The organism is Proteus sp. PR00208 (assembly GCF_016238545.1).
Taxonomy (GTDB): domain Bacteria; phylum Pseudomonadota; class Gammaproteobacteria; order Enterobacterales; family Enterobacteriaceae; genus Proteus.
In genome coordinates this window covers 73556-92423 of sequence record NZ_JAEHQE010000003.1, presented here as the reverse complement: position 1 = coordinate 92423, position 18868 = coordinate 73556, and the positions used below count along the sequence as shown (strand labels likewise).

General features: G+C 38.5%; 16 protein-coding genes. 7 read left to right on the top strand and 9 right to left on the bottom strand.

Features of this window, described 5'->3' with window-relative positions:
- Nucleotides 1–179: 179 nt before the first annotated feature.
- The gene (gene mnmH, locus JEP36_RS03960) at nucleotides 180–1265 is read right to left on the bottom strand and encodes a tRNA 2-selenouridine(34) synthase MnmH (protein ID WP_040133163.1); all 1086 of its coding nucleotides are present in this window, start codon (nucleotides 1263–1265) and stop codon (nucleotides 180–182) included.
- A gap of 480 nt (nucleotides 1266–1745) precedes the next feature.
- Between mnmH and JEP36_RS03955 the strand changes: the two genes are divergently transcribed.
- The 4 genes from JEP36_RS03955 to JEP36_RS03940 all read left to right on the top strand — a co-directional run bounded on the left by JEP36_RS03955 (nucleotide 1746) and on the right by JEP36_RS03940 (nucleotide 5232).
- Nucleotides 1746–2153, top strand: a complete 408-nt coding sequence (locus JEP36_RS03955; RefSeq protein WP_040133164.1) for a DUF6122 family protein — start codon at nucleotides 1746–1748, stop codon at nucleotides 2151–2153.
- 126 nt (nucleotides 2154–2279) lie between these two features.
- On the top strand, nucleotides 2280–3632 hold the full coding sequence (gene yegD, locus JEP36_RS03950) for a molecular chaperone (RefSeq protein WP_040133165.1): 1353 nt from the start codon (nucleotides 2280–2282) through the stop codon (nucleotides 3630–3632).
- A 147-nt stretch (nucleotides 3633–3779) separates the two neighbouring features.
- Nucleotides 3780–4805, top strand: a complete 1026-nt coding sequence (locus JEP36_RS03945) for a threonine aldolase family protein (RefSeq protein ID WP_040133166.1) — start codon at nucleotides 3780–3782, stop codon at nucleotides 4803–4805.
- 163 nt (nucleotides 4806–4968) lie between these two features.
- The gene (locus JEP36_RS03940) at nucleotides 4969–5232 is read left to right on the top strand and encodes a DUF3811 domain-containing protein (protein WP_040133167.1); all 264 of its coding nucleotides are present in this window, start codon (nucleotides 4969–4971) and stop codon (nucleotides 5230–5232) included.
- A 101-nt stretch (nucleotides 5233–5333) separates the two neighbouring features.
- Here the strand turns inward: JEP36_RS03940 and xylB are convergent, their stop codons facing one another.
- The 4 genes from xylB to JEP36_RS03920 all read right to left on the bottom strand — a co-directional run bounded on the left by xylB (nucleotide 5334) and on the right by JEP36_RS03920 (nucleotide 10839).
- Nucleotides 5334–6788 carry a xylulokinase gene (xylB, locus tag JEP36_RS03935; RefSeq protein WP_040133168.1) on the bottom strand — a complete coding sequence of 485 codons (1455 nt, stop codon included), beginning with the start codon at nucleotides 6786–6788 and terminating at the stop codon, nucleotides 5334–5336.
- 72 nt (nucleotides 6789–6860) lie between these two features.
- The gene (xylA, locus tag JEP36_RS03930; protein WP_040133169.1) at nucleotides 6861–8177 is read right to left on the bottom strand and encodes a xylose isomerase; all 1317 of its coding nucleotides are present in this window, start codon (nucleotides 8175–8177) and stop codon (nucleotides 6861–6863) included.
- Between the two features lie 10 nt (nucleotides 8178–8187).
- Nucleotides 8188–9663 carry a Na+/H+ antiporter NhaC gene (nhaC, locus tag JEP36_RS03925; protein WP_040133170.1) on the bottom strand — a complete coding sequence of 492 codons (1476 nt, stop codon included), beginning with the start codon at nucleotides 9661–9663 and terminating at the stop codon, nucleotides 8188–8190.
- Nucleotides 9664–9669: 6 nt separating this feature from the next.
- A complete protein-coding gene (locus JEP36_RS03920) occupies nucleotides 9670–10839 on the bottom strand; it encodes a MalY/PatB family protein (protein ID WP_040133171.1) in 1170 nt (389 codons plus the stop codon).
- Between the two features lie 188 nt (nucleotides 10840–11027).
- On the opposite strand from JEP36_RS03920, the gene JEP36_RS03915 reads away from it, so the two are divergent.
- The gene (locus tag JEP36_RS03915; protein ID WP_040133172.1) at nucleotides 11028–12194 is read left to right on the top strand and encodes a XylR family transcriptional regulator; all 1167 of its coding nucleotides are present in this window, start codon (nucleotides 11028–11030) and stop codon (nucleotides 12192–12194) included.
- Between the two features lie 31 nt (nucleotides 12195–12225).
- Here JEP36_RS03915 and JEP36_RS03910 read toward each other — a convergent pair whose 3' ends face one another.
- Nucleotides 12226–12516: a VF530 family DNA-binding protein gene (locus tag JEP36_RS03910; RefSeq protein WP_040133173.1), complete on the bottom strand. Its 291-nt coding sequence runs from the start codon at nucleotides 12514–12516 to the stop codon at nucleotides 12226–12228.
- A gap of 314 nt (nucleotides 12517–12830) precedes the next feature.
- On the opposite strand from JEP36_RS03910, the gene JEP36_RS03905 reads away from it, so the two are divergent.
- Nucleotides 12831–12995 carry a hypothetical protein gene (locus JEP36_RS03905; RefSeq protein WP_180949074.1) on the top strand — a complete coding sequence of 55 codons (165 nt, stop codon included), beginning with the start codon at nucleotides 12831–12833 and terminating at the stop codon, nucleotides 12993–12995.
- 23 nt (nucleotides 12996–13018) lie between these two features.
- Here the strand turns inward: JEP36_RS03905 and JEP36_RS03900 are convergent, their stop codons facing one another.
- From JEP36_RS03900 to JEP36_RS03890, 3 genes are all read right to left on the bottom strand, one after another.
- Complete coding sequence (locus tag JEP36_RS03900; RefSeq protein ID WP_040133174.1) at nucleotides 13019–14617, bottom strand: MFS transporter; 1599 nt, start codon at nucleotides 14615–14617, stop codon at nucleotides 13019–13021.
- Nucleotides 14618–14681: 64 nt separating this feature from the next.
- Nucleotides 14682–16550, bottom strand: a complete 1869-nt coding sequence (locus JEP36_RS03895) for an amidohydrolase (RefSeq protein ID WP_040133175.1) — start codon at nucleotides 16548–16550, stop codon at nucleotides 14682–14684.
- A gap of 278 nt (nucleotides 16551–16828) precedes the next feature.
- Nucleotides 16829–17131 carry a winged helix-turn-helix domain-containing protein gene (locus JEP36_RS03890; RefSeq protein ID WP_052038366.1) on the bottom strand — a complete coding sequence of 101 codons (303 nt, stop codon included), beginning with the start codon at nucleotides 17129–17131 and terminating at the stop codon, nucleotides 16829–16831.
- A 574-nt stretch (nucleotides 17132–17705) separates the two neighbouring features.
- On the opposite strand from JEP36_RS03890, the gene JEP36_RS03885 reads away from it, so the two are divergent.
- Nucleotides 17706–18827, top strand: coding sequence for a ribosomal protein uL16 3-hydroxylase (locus JEP36_RS03885; protein ID WP_198625608.1), 1122 nt, complete (start codon nucleotides 17706–17708; stop codon nucleotides 18825–18827).
- Nucleotides 18828–18868: the final 41 nt, after the last annotated feature.

Below are 18868 nucleotides of genomic sequence, written 5' to 3'. Positions count from 1 at the left end.
AGTCGTCAAAGAAACTGAAACCTAATGACAAAAAAGCAATCTCTAATTTCCATTTTGGAAATAATATATTTATCTCATTATCAAAGTTTAGGATCATTACAGCATTAAAGCCCCGTAACATAAATTTACGGGGCTTTTCTTTGGTATACGCATTTAATACAAGAAATCTTAGCTATCTACTAATTTTTAAACCACTGCATGACTTCTTCATAACTTCCTTGGTAAATAATTTTATCTTCCTTTTTACTTAATTGATAACGATACATAGGATCGTAATACTCTTTAAGTAAAGGGGTTAACCAAGAAAAATGCGCTTCTGTATTACCACTCATTTTTTGTGTTTCTAATGCTTTATCAAGTAATTGAGTTAATTCAGAGGCTCTTTGAGAGCCTAATCGACGACGTATTGCAAATAGCCCATGATGTAAATAATCACTATAAGCTTGCCAGCCTTCATTTTCGCCATAAACATCTAAAAAATCGTGTGTCATACGATCAAAATATTCTGCTTTCAAACGTTCTATGCGTCGTTCAAAGGGATCATCAACAACAACTATTGAAGCCTCAACCATTTTTGCTCGTAAACATTCAGGTAATCCATTGGCGCCAATAGCACGACCTTCATCCTCAAGTACCCATCGTGTATATTTCGGTGCTTTCTGCAACATTTCAACACCAAGATGGTTTTCAAATGTGGCTTGAGGAAATTGTTCTTCTACAGTGCGGCCAAAAGATGAACCTCGATGGTGTGCAATACCTTCAAGGTCAATACCCTCAGGTAATGAACGCACTAAAGTCGTTTTTCCATTACCAGTACATCCACCAATTAAGATAATAGGCCGTTGAACCAATTCATTGGTCATTTCAATAACAGTCTGTCTTAACGCCTTATATCCACCTTCAATTAATGGATAATCTATACCTATTTCTTTAAGCCATTGCTGAACTATATGAGAACGCATTCCTCCTCGAGCACAGCAAATATAACCATTGGGAAATTGCTCACAAGCTTCACGCCAAGCTGCAATACGGTTGTCACGAATTTCACCACTCACCAATTGATGCCCTAAATCAACCGCTTTTTGTGAACCTTGCTGTTTATAACAAGTCCCCACAGCAGCGCGTTCCTCATCATTCATTAAAGGCAAATTGATAGCATTAGGGATCGAACCTTGATTAAATTCAATAGGCGCACGCACATCAATAATAGGTGTGTTATTAGCAAGAATATGTCGAATATTTTGAGCAGAAAACGCTGATTCCATAATAAAAATTGTTATATCTAGTCTGGCTGAAAGATTGACTACTATACTCTTAAGAGCATGTGATGACACGCTTTGATCGTATGTTTTTATTAAATTATAAAGTGTTATTTCTGACAGAATAATTTTTTCTAGAAATATGCATGGCGACAATGTATTTTTTACCTCTCTTATTCATCACAAGAAGAGCTTCAACAATTTATCTTATGGGCAGAGAACTATATTGATACCCAATCTCAATATTTTAAAACGTTATTTATACCCATTTGGAATGGGCTAATAACCGTAATAAATACGCCACATGACTATAATTATGATGATAAAGCATCACATCTTATTTTTTATGGTTGGTCTAAAAAACATTGGATGATGAAGGCTATTTTAAAAGCTAATGGTGAAGAAATTCTTGAATAAAACCAAATAAAGCAGGGTGTTATTTATTTAAAATGAACCGTTAAAAGTAGATACTGTTACGAGGTTTATGTGATATTTGAGATTGTTAGAACGCTTTTACATTACAGCTTGCACTTTTTAGCTCCTATTTTATTAGGCTATCTTTTCTGGCGTAAGAATTGGAAGATAGCCTCACTTCTTATGATAGGAACAATGGCTATTGATATTGACCATTTGTTAGCAACACCTATTTTTGATCCCAACCGTTGTAGCGTGGGTTTTCACCCATTACATACCAGTTGGGCAGCTTTAATTTACTTAGGCATATGGTTTTTACCCTCATGGAAATTAAAAGCCATTGCAGTGGGGTGTTTATTTCATTTATTTACCGACTCGGTTGACTGTTATTTAGGTGGATTAAAACCCAATTTAACAATAACGATGAGTTGTGATAAAAATTACTTTATATCCGTTCTAAATAGCAACTCTATTCTCTAAGCCTCTAATATGCTGAATGATTTCACTTATTTTCTCTCTTTCAAGCCACATAATCTGATGGTAATTACAAAAAGCTTGATGTAGAGTGCTCAGTCTTTTTTTAATGAAGTCTATTGGGGAGGCTAAATGTTTATTGGCTTTGACTACGGAACATCGAATTGTTCTGTTGCAATGATGAAAGAGGGAAAACCCACTCTTTTGCCTTTAGAAGGTAATGATGTGTATATTCCATCAACCCTTTGTGCGCCAACCCGTGAATCCGTTTCTGAGCACTTATTTCGCCATTTAAATATTAAACCGTCCAGTGAAGTTGGCGAACAATTACTAAGAAAATCGATCGCGTTTAATCGAGAAGAAGATATTGAATTAGTTCCTGAAGATATTCTTTTCGGACAATCTGCATTAAGTTTATACCTACGTGATCCTCGTGATGTCTATTACGTTAAATCACCTAAATCCTTTTTAGGTGCATCAGGCCTACATGAGATACAAATTAGCTTCTTTGAAGATTTAGTTTGCGCCATGATGGCAAATATTAAGCACCAAGCAGAAAAAACCACACAAGAAGCGATCACAGATACCGTTATTGGCAAACCTATTAACTTTAATGGGTTAGGTGGCGATGCTTCAAATAGGCAAGCTGAAAGCATTCTTATCCGTGCAGCTAAAAGAGCTGGCTTTAAGAATATTATGTTTGAATTTGAACCTGTTGCTGCCGGACTTGAATATGAGTCGACGTTAACTAAAGACCAAACTGTATTAGTCGTTGATATTGGTGGTGGTACAACTGACTGCTCATTAATTCAAATGGGGCCAAGTTATCAAGGTAAAACCGACCGTTCAAACACATTACTTGCGCATAGTGGACAACGTGTTGGTGGTAATGATCTTGATATTTACCTTGCTTTTAAACAAATTATGCCATTATTTGGTATGACAGGGTTAACGTCTTCAGGTATTAAATTACCTCTGAAACAGTTCTGGGATCCTATTGCGATTAATAATGTAGAAGCTCAAAAAGATTTTTATTCTCGTCAAAACCTTGCTGTATTAAATCAGTTAAGACGGGACGCAAAAGAGCCTGAAAAAATAACACGCCTTATTGAAGTCTATAATGAAACATTGGGTTACAGCATTGTTCGACGTGCTGAAAAAGCCAAAATTGCCTTATCAGATTCTCCTGAATATATTGCTAATATCGCGTTATTAAGTGAAACCTTAGAATTAACGATTGAACGTGATCAAATGGTTGAATCTATTGAATCACCAAAAAGTAAAATGATTGAATTGGTTAATGATGCGGTAAAACAAGGGGGAATAAAACCGGACGCTATCTTTATGACTGGAGGTTCGGCTCGTTCACCTATTTTATGCCAAGCAATAGAACAACAGTTACCCAATGTTCCTATTGTTAAAGGTAATGATTTTGGCTCTGTCACCGCAGGATTAGCACGTTGGGGCGAGGTTTGCTTTAAATAATTAATATCAAATAATCGGTTTTAAATAACTGACTTTTTCAATATATTAAAGCGCTTTACATTCAATCTTTGTATTGATTAGATGTAAAGCGTTTTTCTTTTTTCTTTATAAAACACGATAAAAACACAACATTCGACAGGAGAACACATGTACCGCTTCCAAAATGATTATAATGAAATTGCACATCCTGCGGTCATGAAAGCAATCACTGATACAATAGGGCAACGCTATGATGGATATGGTATGGATAAGCTTTGTCATCAAGCTGCTCAATCAATAAAACAGCGTATTCAACAACCTAGTGCAGATATTCACTTTTTTAATGGTGGCACCATTACTAATTTAACCGCTATCTCTCATTTTTTACGTCCACACCAAGCTGTTATTTCTGTTAGTACTGGGCATATCGCTACACATGAAACAGGTGCTATTGAAGCAACGGGGCACAAAGTTATCACCACTTTTTCGGCAGATGGTAAATTAACGCCCGCATTGTTAAAACCTATTCTCGCTGAACATAACGATGAACACTGGGTTCAACCTAAGCTTGTTTATATTACGAATGCCACCGAAATTGGTACGGTTTATCGCAAAGCGGAGTTGCAAGCACTGCGTGATTTCTGTAACGAGCATAACTTATGGTTATATCTTGATGGTGCTCGTTTGGCAGCAGGATTAATGTCTGCACAAAGCGATCTGACTATCGAAGATATCGCTAGCTTAACCGATGCTTTTTATATTGGTGGCACTAAAATTGGTGCAATGTCAGCTGAAACGCTAGTGATTTGTCACCCAGCACTAAAATCTGATTTTCGTTTTAGCTTAAAACAAAAGGGTGGATTACAAGCGAAAGGCTGGTTATTAGGCGCGCAATTTGAAGCTTTATTTAAAGAGGATCTCTATTTCAAATTAGGTAAACACCTTAATGAAATGGCATCACAATTAACTGAGTTCTTTACTGCACAAGGCTTTGAATTTTTAGCGCCACCAGAATCCAACCAAATTTTTGTTATTTTGCCAAACACGATTGCAGAAAAATTAACACAGCAGTTTGTTTTTCATCGTGTTTTACTTGAAGCCCCTAATTTGAGTTGTTTACGTCTTTGTACTTCTTGGGCAACAACACAACAAGATATTGATGAATTCAAAGTGACCTTTTTGAAATTAATTTAATTATTTAAGTTATTGGTTATTAAACTTCATCCATTACGCGCTTTTTTAAGGCGTAATGGATCTTCAATAAAATAGCGATCTAAATTTAAGAATATAGTGATGATGCAATAACGGGATAATGCTATATTAAAGACTCCTCACTCAACATAAGTAGGGTAATAGAATGAAGAAACTGACACTCCAAGAAATGACAGATGCCCAACAAATGCGAGTAAGAACCCGAATAGGTCAAGAGAGAAAGAAATTAGGGCGTGAATTAACGAATGCTGAAATGAACAAAGTCAAAGACTCCATTATTACCGAAATCTCCCTCGAAGTTGAAAAAGCCACCAAAAAAGCACAAGCCCTCAAGAAAAAACAAAAACTAGCCCCGAGTGATGAAACCTACAGTTGGTCAGCCAAAAACCACAGTCGGGGATATCGTTAATTTTTTGCCTTGCTAGTAAATTCGATTACTAGCAAGGAGTTACCTTAAAGGTTTTACTTTCAATTAATTGCTCTAAATACCCTGATATTGACGCAATATTGTTATATTTCCATCGTCTCTATTAATGAATATAACTTTTTAAATGCATGATATTTTTTATCGTATATTTTATGTTTTTCTAAATTTGGTGTATGACGTTTTTTAAGCTTAGGTTGAGAAAGAATAACTTGTGATGAATGTGCTGGATTTACCGCTAATTGAGCCAATCTTGCTGCACCAAGAGCAGGGCCAACATCACCGCCTTGGCGATAATCAAGTGTTTTTCCTGTAATATCAGCAAGCAGTTGCCGCCAATATCCACTTCTGGCTCCACCACCAATTAATGTAATATTATCAGCTGATTGACCTGCATTTTCAGCAACTTCAATACCTTGCCGTAACGCAAAACTCACTCCTTCTAGAACCGCTTGGCATAAATCAGCTCGTTGATGCTCATGGGTTAATCCCCAAAAGATACCTTTCGCATTAGGGTTGTTATAAGGTGTCCGTTCACCTGAAAGATAAGGTAAAAAAAGTAGAGGGCTATCAGCAAAAGTAGCGTGTTCAATTTCTTCAAACATCGCACTCACACTCTCAATACCTGTTAGTTGACACACCCAATCAAGACATGATGCAGCACTCAGCATCACCGACATTAAATGCCAAGTATTAGGTAATGCATGACAAAAACTGTGTACGGCATTATCACTATTTTGGAGAAACTGTTCACTCACCACAAAATAAACACCCGACGTACCTAAAGAAAGCATTGCCTGACCTGGTTGATAAACACCCACGCCAATTGCACCTGCTGCATTATCGCCGCCACCAGCAATAATAGGTACTTGTTTCATCTGCCATTTTTTAGCGATATCAGCCAATAGATAGCCCGTTATTTGATTACCTTCAAACAACGTGGGCATTTGACGACGCGTTAATCCTGTTACCTTTAAAAGCTCATCACTCCAATCTCGTTTTTGCATATCTAACCAAAGCGTACCAGCTGAATCTGACATATCACTGGCGAAATTACCGCTCATCTTCCAACGTAAAAAATCTTTAGGTAATAAAACATGTGCAATGCGTTGAAAGATTTCAGGTTCATATTCAGCAACCCATTGTAGTTTTGGCGCAGTAAAGCCGGGCATAACTAAGTTACCCGTGATTTTTTTAAACTGAGGATATTGCGCCTCAAGCATTTGGCACTGTTTAAAACTGCGTCCATCATTCCATAATATTGCAGGACGTAAAACCGCTTGCTGATCATCAAGCAAAACGGCGCCATGCATCTGTCCGCTTAATCCAATCGCCTCAATTTGATCCATTGGAAAATGACATCCAAGCTGAAGAATGGCTTCTTCTGTTGCTTGCCACCATTGTAGTGGATCTTGTTCTGACCATTGAGGGTGAGGGCGTGAAATTGTTAAAGGAACTGAATGGCTAGTGACAACGTCACCTTGTTCATTCATTATGATCGCTTTAACGCTTGATGTGCCTAAATCTAGCCCTAAATACATGAAATTACCTCATGACCTGTATCTAATTAATAAACACAGCGGAAAACCCGCTGTGTTATTACATTGATGCTATTAACCAAAAATATAGCGATTCACTAAGCTTTCGAGCATTTCTTGGCGTCCACTTTGTAACTGTGGTGCTAAGGTATTGCTTTGTGCATATTTCGCCACATCTTCAAGGCTTAATTGACCTTGTAAGATATTTTGACCAAATTCAGCACTCCAACCTGAATAGCGCTGTGCAGTGAATTTATCAAGTCCACCATCTTGGATCATTCTTGCCGCAATGCGTAACGCTATTGCCATCGTGTCCATTCCTGAAATATGCCCATAGAAAAGGTCATATTTATCATTACTTTGACGACGAACTTTAGCATCAAAGTTTAAACCACCCGTTGTGAAGCCACCTGATTTAAGAATTTCATACATCACGAGTGCATTTTCTTCTACGCTATTTGGGAATTGGTCTGTATCCCAACCTAATTGTGGATCGCCACGGTTAGCATCAACTGAACCTAAAATCCCTAGCGCAATGGCAGTGGCAATTTCATGGTGGAAGCTATGTCCCGCCAATGTAGCGTGGTTTGCTTCAATATTTACTTTGACTTCTTTTTCAAGGCCAAACTGTTTTAAGAAACCATAAACAGTCGCAGTATCGTAATCATACTGATGTTTTGTCGGCTCTTGTGGTTTGGGTTCAATCAATAATGTGCCTTGGAAACCAATTTTATGTTTGTGTTCAACGACCATCTGCATAAAACGGCCAATTTGCTCTCTTTCTTGGCGTAAATCCGTGTTTAATAGCGTTTCGTAGCCTTCGCGTCCGCCCCATAATACATAGTTTTCGCCACCCAGTGTTTTTGTCGCTTTCATCGCTTCACAGACTTGTGTCGCTGCCCATGCAAAAACGTCAGGATCTGGGTTAGTTGCCGCACCTGCACCATAACGAGGATTAGTGAAGCAGTTTGCCGTTCCCCATAATAACTTAACGTTGGTTTCTTCTTGTTTTCTCGCTAATACATCGGTGATTGCCGCCATATTAGAGATATATTCATTGATATTATTACCTTCAGAAATAACATCGACGTCATGAAAACAGTAGAAAGGAACATTGAGTTTATGAAAGAATTCAAAGGCAACATCAGCTTTGCGTTTTGCTTGCTCTAAGGCTTCACCCGGTGTTTGCCACGGTCTATCAAAAGTACCGATACCGAACATATCAGAACCATTCCAGCAGAAGTTATGCCAATAACAAGCCGCAAATCTTAGGTGATCTTCCATTCGCTTACCTAAAATAATCTCATCAGGATTATAGTAACGAAACGCTAATGGGTTATCGCTTGTTGTGCCTTCATATTGAATTTGTTCAATTTTATCAAAGTAAGACATGGAACCGTCCTTATTTAGTATCAAGTTGTAATTCTGAATGTGATTCAAGCTCAGCAGTCATTTCTTCCTGCTCTTCTGGTGTTAATTTGGTAATGCCAAAGCCCGTGAAACCCCACAGCATGGCAAAGAAGATGCCACTCCAGCACAATACGGCCCAAGGTAAGTAACTTAAGGTTGCAACACCTAACGTACCTGCCATATAAGCCCCTGCGGCTGTCCACGGTAAAATAGGTTCAAAGATAGTGGCGGAGTCTTCGACAGTACGAGCGAGGTTTTTAGGGTGTAATCCTCGTTCGATATAGGCACCGCGTAACATTTCGATAGGAATAAGGATTGAGATTTGTCCATTACAGGTCACGCCAATCATGGTTAGCCCACAAGCAATTGTGGCTAAGATCATTGAACCTGTTGAGTGAACCTTTTTTAACAATGCATGGACAATCACTTCTAATGCGCCACTTAACGATAAAGTACCGGCAAAAGAGAGGGCGCAGAAACAGATAAGCAAGGTGCTCATCATTGAGTTCATGCCACCACGATTTAATAAATTACCTAATAATTCAGGGACTTCTTTACCTTGGATCATCGAGACATTAAAGCCATCAACGGCACTTTTTACGATGTCATGTAAACCAAAACCTTGAATAAGATAAGCGTTAAACATCGCAATAGCGGCAGAAGCTAACATCACTGGGATAGTCGGTTTTTTCGTTACTGAACCATATAAAATCACTAATACTGGAATGAGAAGGATTAGATTGAAGTTATAAACATTCTCAAGACCATTTGTAATTAATGTCATTTTTTCTGGCACACCTTGACCAGCTAAATCGCCATTCATGCCATAAACAGTCATCACAATCGCCGTTAAAATCAGAGAAGGCAGTGTGGTGTAAAGTAAGTGCCAGATATGCTGATAAAGGTCGATTCTAGCTGCCATAGCTGCAAGGTTAGTATCACCTGATAATGGTGAAAGTTTGTCACCAAAATAGGCGCCGGCAACTACCGCACCTGCGGTTGCGGCAAGGTTAGCATCCATACCTACAGCTACGCCCATAAAAGCAACGCCGATGGTTCCCGCAGAGCCCCATGAAGTTCCCGTACAGACTGATACTAATGATGTGACCAATAATGCCGTAACGTACAGCATTTCTGGGCTGATCATTTTTAATCCGTAATAGATCATCAGTGGAATGGTGCCACCAATCATCCATGTGCCTATTAATAAGCCCACACTGATTAAAATCAGCAATGCTGGCATGGTTTTAGCAATTTTTTGTGAGATTGCCGTTAAGATCTCGTCATAGCGATATCCTAATCGTTTTACTAATAGCGCAGCTACAACGGTAGATAGCACCATTAAAGGCTCTGGTGGTAAATCAAAAGCGGCGTAGCCTCCGCCTAATAGCACCACCATGGTGAATATAGGAAAGAGTGATTCGAGTAATGTAGGTGTTCTCGGGCTGTTTATCGTTTGCGTTTTCATTGTAATTTATTCCGAACTGGCATGAGGTAAGGTACGAATAAGCCGAGTGAAAACGGTTTCTAATATTGAACGAGGTGTCGCGATATTAATGCGGAAAAAACCATCCCCAACCGCACCAAAACCACGCCCCCAACTCATTTCCACTTCAGCTAATGAAACAAACCAATGTTTTAGTTGTTCTTCAGATAACTGCATCTTTTGGTAGTTGATCCATAGCATGTAGGTGCCATGACTTTGTGTGATAACCCAATTAGGAAAGTAACGTTCACATTGTTCTTTTACCCAACGACGGTTATCAGCAAGGTACATTTTTAATTCACCAACCCACTGTTGGCCTTGTAAGGTATAGGCTTGTAAAAAAGCGGGCACTGAAAAATAGCCAGGATTATGAATACCCGCAGCAATTAAGCATTGCTTGAATTTTTCACGATATTCAGGATTGGCAATAACAATATTGGCAATTTCAAGGCCAGCTAAATTGAATGTTTTAGCGGGAGAAGTACAAATAAAGGAGTGTTGTTCTACATATGTATTTACTGATGAAATAGGGTGATAAGTTGCGTCATCAAAAATAAAATCTGCATGCACATCGTCAGAAATAATAAAAACCTGATATTTTTGCGCAAGTTCCACTATTTTTAATAAGTCACTTTTTTGCCATACCGTTCCTGTTGGGTTATGTGGCGATAGCAAAATAAAGCAGACAGACTGTTTAAACTTACTTTCCAAGTCATCAAAATCAATTTCATAATAGCCGTCACGATAACTCAACGGACTTTCTAATAGTTCACGTTGATTGACACAAACGGCATTGCTAATAGGATGATAAGCTGGTGACAGCGTTGTGACTTTATCGCCAATTTGTGTGAAGTTTTGAATATAAAGCGAAACCGCTTGAATAATACGAGGACAAAACACAATCGTCTCAGGGGCAACAACCCACTGATATTGCGTTTTAAACCAATTGGCAGCAACATTATTCCAATCATGGCTCAGGTCGGTATAGCCATAAATGCCTTTAAGATTAAATTGAGTGAGTTCATTAATAATAAAATCAGGCGCAGGAATATCCATATCTGCAACAGATAACGGGATAACATTGGCGTTACTATTACACCATTTTGCACTATAGGTATTTTGCCTAGAAATTAATTTATTAAAGTTATTCTGATACATGAGAAATCTCCTCGGCAATCGGGTTTAAAAACAAAATACTCGTTGTTATTAACATTGGTTATTCCTATTTTTTACTTTGCTATTACGAAATTTGGCTTGTGTGATAGTAGTCACATAGCGATGAAAGCAAGTTCTAGCAAAATTAAAGCTGTGGTTTAATGCCTGGCTGGGTAATTAGGTAGAGTAAAATGAAAAAAGATAAATACTTTCGTATTGTGCTGTTATTCAACGCTAATAAAGTGTATGACCGACAAGTGGTTGAGGGTGTTGGAGAATATCTTCAAGCATCACAGTGTCATTGGGATGTATTTATTGAAGAGGATTTTCGTACTCGGCTTGATAATATAAACCGTTGGGTTTGTGATGGTATTATTGCTGATTTTGATGATCCCATTATTACAAAACATTTAAGCCAATTACCATTAGCGGTTATTGGTGTGGGTGGTTCTTATCATCAAGAAGAAAATTATCCATCTGTACCTTATATCGCCACAGATAATTATGAATTAGTCCAGCAAGCCTTTTTACATTTAAAGCAAAAAGGGCTTAAACACTTTGCTTTTTATGGTTTACCAGCCAAAGATCACCCTCATTGGTCTAATGAACGAGAGCATGCATTTCGTCAATTAGTCACCAGTGAAAAATATCCGGGCATTGTTTATAACGGCATGGATATTACCCAAGAAAATTGGCAACATGCGCAAAACCGTTTATCCGATTGGATACAAACATTACCCCCACAAACAGGGATTATTGCAGTCACCGATGCAAGAGCGCGTCATTTACTGCAAGTCTGCGATAATTTAAATATTAATGTGCCTGAAGAAATAAGCATTATCGGTATTGATGACGAAGATATGACTCGTTATTTATCGCGCATTGCACTTTCATCTGTTGTACAAGGCTCACGGCAAATGGGATATTTAGCAGCAAAGCTTTTACATCAAACATTAGAAGGGCACTCAACAGATAAACAGCAAAGAATATTAGTCCCCCCTGTTAAAATTGTTGAGCGTCGTTCAACAGATTTCCATTCATTTAACGATCCTACCGTTGTACAGGCTATGCATTATATTTATTACAATGCTTGCAAGGGGATAAAAACGGAGCAAGTTTTAGATGCGGTTAATATGTCGCGTTCTAATTTAGAACAACGCTTTAAAAAGGAAATTGGCAAGACAATTCACACGGTTATTTATGAAGAAAAGCTCAAACGGGCTCAAAATTTATTAGCCACCACAACACTTGCGATACAAGAAATATCCGTGATGTGTGGCTATCCATCACTGCAATATTTTTACTCTATCTTTAAAAAAGAATTTGGTATGACGCCGAAAGAGTTTAGGGATGAGTGAGATAATCATGGCAAAAGGGAAATAAAAACGCCTATCTCTTCCTACTATTCGCCCACGGATCACAGTCTGGGTGATCGATAACTTCAATCACATCATCAATATCTGCTTCAAGAGAATCAAGATATAGCGCTTCCACTTCTGCTCGCGCCCAAGGTGTTCTGCGCAAAAATTTTAAACTCGATTTCACGCTAGGATCACTTCTAAAACAGTTAATTTTGATGAGTTGCCCTAATTTAGCCCAACCATATTTTGCTACTAGTGCATTTACTTGCATTTCAAGAGTGATGCCATGTAGCGGATCTTTAGAAATATGTCCTGTCATGATTTTCTCAAATACGTTTTAGTTATTTCAAAGGTAAGAAGCGGTGCAGAGTACAAGAAAGCAGTGAGAGTGGCAATAAACTAGGCTGAATAAAATAAAGGTGATGCATTGTTATCCAGCATAACGTGTTGATTACAACACACCCATTAAATCCTTAACCATAATGACTAATACCATTTCTATTTATTATTAATTGGAATTTAACCTTAGACTGTCCTAAAGGTTTATCCGTTATTTTAACGCCTAAAGGCACTGCATTTTCAGGAAATAGCACCGTACTTGCATTAAATACATCATCTGATAATGCCAAAGGTGTGGGTGTTGAAACACAGTACAGCGTGAATGGCAGTAATTGGACTACATTAGAATTAAATAAACGTAATACCGTGATTAGTGCTGCAAAAAATGAGGGTGAAGTAACATTGAATTTTAGAGGTTATTACAAACAAATAAGCCAAGCCATTAAGTTAATTCAGTAAGTTTTAATGGCTTGGCTAATTAATTACTTCTTACGTGAAAAAGCAGAAAAAGAGTGTGTCACTTTTTTAGCGCTAATTATTTTATCTAATTGTTGTTGCAACTGTTTATCATCCATTGTCGCGCGATCATGTTGACGAAGATGCTCAGCCCAAGAAGCCACCATAAAAGTTTCCATATAAGTTTGAGCGTTATTTTCCGTAATCGCATCAGATGAAACAAACAATCCCCATGAATAACCGCCATCTCTTAAACGAACCGTTTTTAGTCGATTCATTAAACTGAGAAATTGCTCACGGTGAATTGCTTCAATTTGATAATTGACGGTAATTAACACAGGGCCTTTATCTGTTGTGATCTCAATAAGTCCATCATCAAGAATAAAGTGTTCTGAATGCTGTAAGTTGATGTTGTCGTGTTCTAATTTGACACGCAAAACACATAACCAAACTAAAATAATCCCAACCATTGCACACAGTAACGCGATCGTCACTGAAGTATGTGAAGCGATTTGTCCCCAAACGAGAGATCCTAACGCCATAGAGCCTGAAAACACAGTTAAATAGAGTGCAAGACCTCTCGCACGAACCCAATTAGGTAATGCTGTTTGTGCGGAGACCATTAATGTGGAAAGGGTGATTATCCAACTAAATCCTGCAAGCATACTGGCGAAAATAGCGAGATATTTTGAAGTTGCACTGGCAAAAATAAATAACACCAAAGCTGTACCTATGGTGCCAAAAGCAATGAGTGTGCTGGTGCTAAATTTTTCACGTAATGTTGATAAGCTAAATGCGCCAACGACAGCACCAATACCAATGCTAGTCGTTAATAAACCGTATAATGTCGCATCACCTTGCAATGAGACACGAGCCACTAGCGGTAACATTGCCCAATAGGCACTTGCAAAAATAAAAAAGCTGGTGGCTCTTATAATCGTTTTTATCAACGCGGGGCTATAACGCGCATAACGTAAACCAGAGATCATTGCTGCCACAACAGATTCAGCAGGGAGTTTCTCTTCTTCTTTTTTCTCACCTTCCCACCACCAGACAGCAAGGATAATGGCGATAAAGCTCAAGGCATTAAGTAAAAATGGAAGATAAAGACCGACTTGAGAAATCAAAATACCTGCAAGTGCGGGGCCTATTGCACGGCTGATATTAATTCCCATACTGTTTAAGGCAATACCTGATTTTAATTCATGAGGCTCGACAATACTTGGCACAATAGCTTGCCATGCAGGGCCTAAAAACGCCGCACCAGAACCCAAAACAAAGGTAATTAATAATAACCAGCCAATACTGATAACATTGAAATAAACCAAAACAGCCAATAGAGTGGCAGCACAGAGCATTAAGATATTGACGAAAATAAGCAGTTTTCGTTTATCGAAAATATCAGCAATGGCTCCAGCTGGAAGTGCTAATAAGAAAACAGGTAATGTCGTCATGGCTTGAATAGCAGCAATCATAACGGGATCAGGGCTTAGGTTTGTCATCAACCAACCAGCACCCACATCATTCATCCAAGTACCAATATTAGAAAATAGCGTTGCCATCCATAATACGAAAAAAATGCGATTACGTAAGGGCGACCATGCAGAGGCGCGTTGCGTTGCCATCGTCTTATCTCTCTTTGTTTGAAATGGCCGGTAAATAAATTACCGACCATCGTTATCATAAAAATTAGAATGCAAAACAAGAACAGCCTAAAGCGCCCCAAAATGCATTATCATCTGAAATAGGAATGGATGATTGGCGAGCGATATCATGTTGATGCCCATGAACATGGCAGGCACCACAGCATTGATGTAACTGATTTAATACCGCTGTTTTTGTCTCTTGTTGTAAATAAGAATAATGACCTGGCACTTTGATCACAGGCGACCAATCTGGTAATACGGGAATAGACGGTGGTGTTAATGATGAAAAATCACCATTTGCATACACAATTTTTCCATCCACTACCGTTAAAAGTGATTCAATTGCTTTGATCTCGTTTTCTGGCACTCGAAAATAATCAGCAGAAAGGGCGATAAAATCGGCAAGTTGACCTGCTTTAATTTGACCTTTTTTACCTTGTTCATTGGAGAACCATGAACTCCCCATCGTCCATAACATAAGCGCTGTATCTCTGTCTAAACGATTATCGCCGTCATACATTTGTAGACCACCCACAGTACGCCCAGAAACTAACCAATAAAGCGCTGTCCACGGATTGTAACTAGCTACACGGGTTGCATCTGTACCTAATCCCACAGGCACTTCTGCATTTAGCATTTTGGCGATAGGCGGTGTTTGTTTCAGTGCTTTTGTGCCATAACGTTGTGCAAAATATTCGCCTTGGAATGCCATACGATGTTGAATTGCTAATCCACCACCAAGCGCTTTAACTCGTTCAATATTTTTCTCACTGATGGTTTCAGCATGATCGAAAAACCAATGTAATCCATCGAAAGGAATGTCTTTATTTACTTTTTCAAAGACATCTAACATACGACTAATAGATTCGTTATAAGTGGCATGTAAACGAAATGGCCAGCGATGTTCGACTAAATGACGGATCACTTTTTCTAATTCAGCTTCCATATTTTCAGGAAGATCAGGTCTTGGCTGTAAGAAGTCCTCAAAATCAGCCGCAGAAAAAACTAACATTTCACCCGCACCGTTATGACGATAAAAATCACTGCCATCACCAGGTGATACCATTGATGTCCATTGTTGGAAATCTTCAAATTCTTGTTTTGGTCTTTGGGTAAATAAATTATAAGCAATACGAATAGTTAATTGATTATTCTTGGCTAGCTCATCAACGACTTGATAATCTTCAGGATAATTTTGAAAACCACCACCCGCATCAATAGCGCTAGTTACACCAAGGCGGTTGAGTTCTCTCATAAATTGACGAGTTGAATTCACTTGATATTCAAGGGGTAATTTAGGGCCTTTTGCTAATGCAGAATAGAGCAACATAGCGTTGGGTTTTGCTATCAACAATCCAGTAGGGTTGCCATGTTCATCACGCTGAATTTCGCCTCCCGGTGGATTGGGCGTCTCTTTGGTATAACCAATCGCACGTAAAGCGGCTTTGTTTAGCAATGCACTGTCATAGAGGTGTAATACAAAAACTGGCGTATCAGGAGAAACCGCATTTATTTCATCTAGCGTTGGCATACGGCGCTCTGCAAATTGAAATTCGCTCCAACCACCAACAACACGCACCCATTGCGGTGACGGTGTCACTTGTGCTTGTGCCTTTAACATCTCAAGAGCAATAGAAAGCGAAGGTACGCCTTCCCACCGTAATTCAAGGTTATAATTTAATCCACCGCGAATAAGGTGAAGATGCGAGTCATTAAGCCCAGGAATAATAATGTGTTTTTTTAGATCAATGATTTTTGTTTCTGCATTTTGAAACTGCATCGCTTCATCATTTGAGCCAATAAAAAGAAATTTACCTTGATAGACGGCTATCGCTTGAGCGATAGGATTTTCTCTATCAAGAGTATGGATCTCACCATTGATAAATATTTCAGTCGCGAAAGTTTTATTCATGATTTTTGATTTCCTATTTAAAAGGAATTAACCCTTTATTAAATAAAAGGTGTGAGCGTACCGCGCTTTATTAGCAATACAGATAACTATTTCTTTTTAAAATGAATTAAAGATATGAAAGTAAGTTTTTTTATGTTTATTCCAGCAGGTTTATTAAATTGTAGCTCAAGTTTATTTCATTACCATTTAAAACATTTGCTTTAAGGGATCAAAAAAAATGAACAAGATAGAGATGAGGTAATTAGTTGATATTCAATTGAATATCTATTATTTAAAACCTATTCATTTGAATTATCAATGTAGGATAAGCATTCACAATTTAATACCGTTATCGATTTGTTCTTTAATGTAATCGCTTTAATACTCACTAAATGTGCTAACGCGCGGTTTAATTGTCTGGTTGAGATCCCAAGCATTGCCGCTAATGGATCTCTTTTTTCTAATTGAAAAGAGAGTCCTTCTTGCTGAGTTTTAAAAAATAAATATCGGCGTAATTTAAATTCTGAAGAATAGGGGGATTGAGAGTGTTTTAACGATGATTGATAAAGTTTTTGGCTTAATTGTTGGCAAATAAAGGTCAAAAAATTTGCATCTTGTAATGCTTTTTGTCTGACAATAGAAAGCGGTAACGCTAATAAATAAGAAGGTACTAAGGCTTGTACAGTACTAAAATTAATCGCATAGAAGATAACAACGCATTAGATAAATAAGTATCGAGTTGATGCATTAAAATAAAAGCGTTACGTTTTTGTTCATCATTAACTATTAAATATTTGCTCAGTATTTTAATGTAAAAAGGTAAGGAGAAGGTTTGATACGAAATTGGCCATTATGTGGGGGTATTAATAAGGTTCACAAAGTCTGAGTTTATACATTGAATTCAATTTAACATAATATACATTATGCGAATCTTGGTGTCCAAATACGGATAGGCATTGAAATCTCTGTTTTTGGCTGGTTGATGATGTTGGTTGATCCTTAACTTAACACTTATTTACCAATGCTTTTTCTAAAGCTTGAATATAGTTTTGTTTTTTCTTCAAAGCTACAAACATTCCCCTGACAGTTATTAACTACCATTTGACGCCAAACAAAAATATCACAATGCATTACTTCTATAATTACCAACTTACTCATTGATACAGATGTGGTCACATGGTTAACAAACTGAATCTTAACTGGCCTGAATTTTTAGAAAAATACTGGCAAAAAAAACCTGTTGTACTGAAAAACGCATTTCCTGATTTTGTTGATCCTATCACACCAGATGAACTGGCTGGTCTTGCAATGGAACCAGAAATCGACAGCCGCCTTGTTAGCCTCACTGGCAACAAATGGGAAGCAAGTCACGGTCCGTTTGAAGACTTCAGCGAATTAGGCGAAGAAGGATGGTCACTGCTAGTTCAAGCTGTCAACCATTGGCATATGCCAGCAGCTGAACTGGTGAAACCATTTCGAGTGTTGCCTGAATGGCGTCTTGACGACCTGATGATCTCCTATTCAGTGCCAGGAGGTGGTGTCGGACCACATATTGATAACTATGATGTTTTTATCATTCAAGGAATGGGACGTCGTCGCTGGCGTGTGGGTGATGCCCTGCCAATGCGCCAGTTCTGCCCTCATCCCGCATTACTGCATGTTGATCCGTTTGAGCCAATTATTGATGTGGAAATGGCACCGGGAGATATTTTATATATCCCGCCTGGATTCCCTCACGATGGCTTCACCTTTGAAGATACCATGAATTATTCTGTCGGCTTTCGTGGACCAAATGGCCGTGATTTGCTGAGTAGTTTTGCAGACTATGCACTAGAACAAGATCTGGGTGGGATCAATTATGGCGATCCAAACCTGACAGTACGCGACAATGCAGGAATAATGGAAGCTCATGAAGTTGAACGCCTGCGCGCCATGATGATTGAGATGATCAACAAGCCCGATGATTTTGAACAGTGGTTAGGCCGTTTTGCAACTACACCGCGTCATGAGCTAGATATTGCACCTTCAGAACCACCTTATCAGCCAGAAGAAGTACTGAATGCGTTGAATGACGGTGAAAAACTGATCCGACTAAGCGGACTACGCGTTCTACGCATCGGAGAAAATTTCTTTGTGAATACAGAAGCTTGGGCCACCAAAGAAACGAAGGGAGCAGATGCATTATGCCAGTTTACAGAAGTTGGAGCAGATCGACTTGGTGAAGCATTGAAGAACCCAGCCTTTGTTGCGGAATTAACCGAATTTATCAATCAAGGATATTGGTACTTCGAAGAATAAGCGATATTTGCTGAATATGATAAAACACCTGCTTGCGGGTG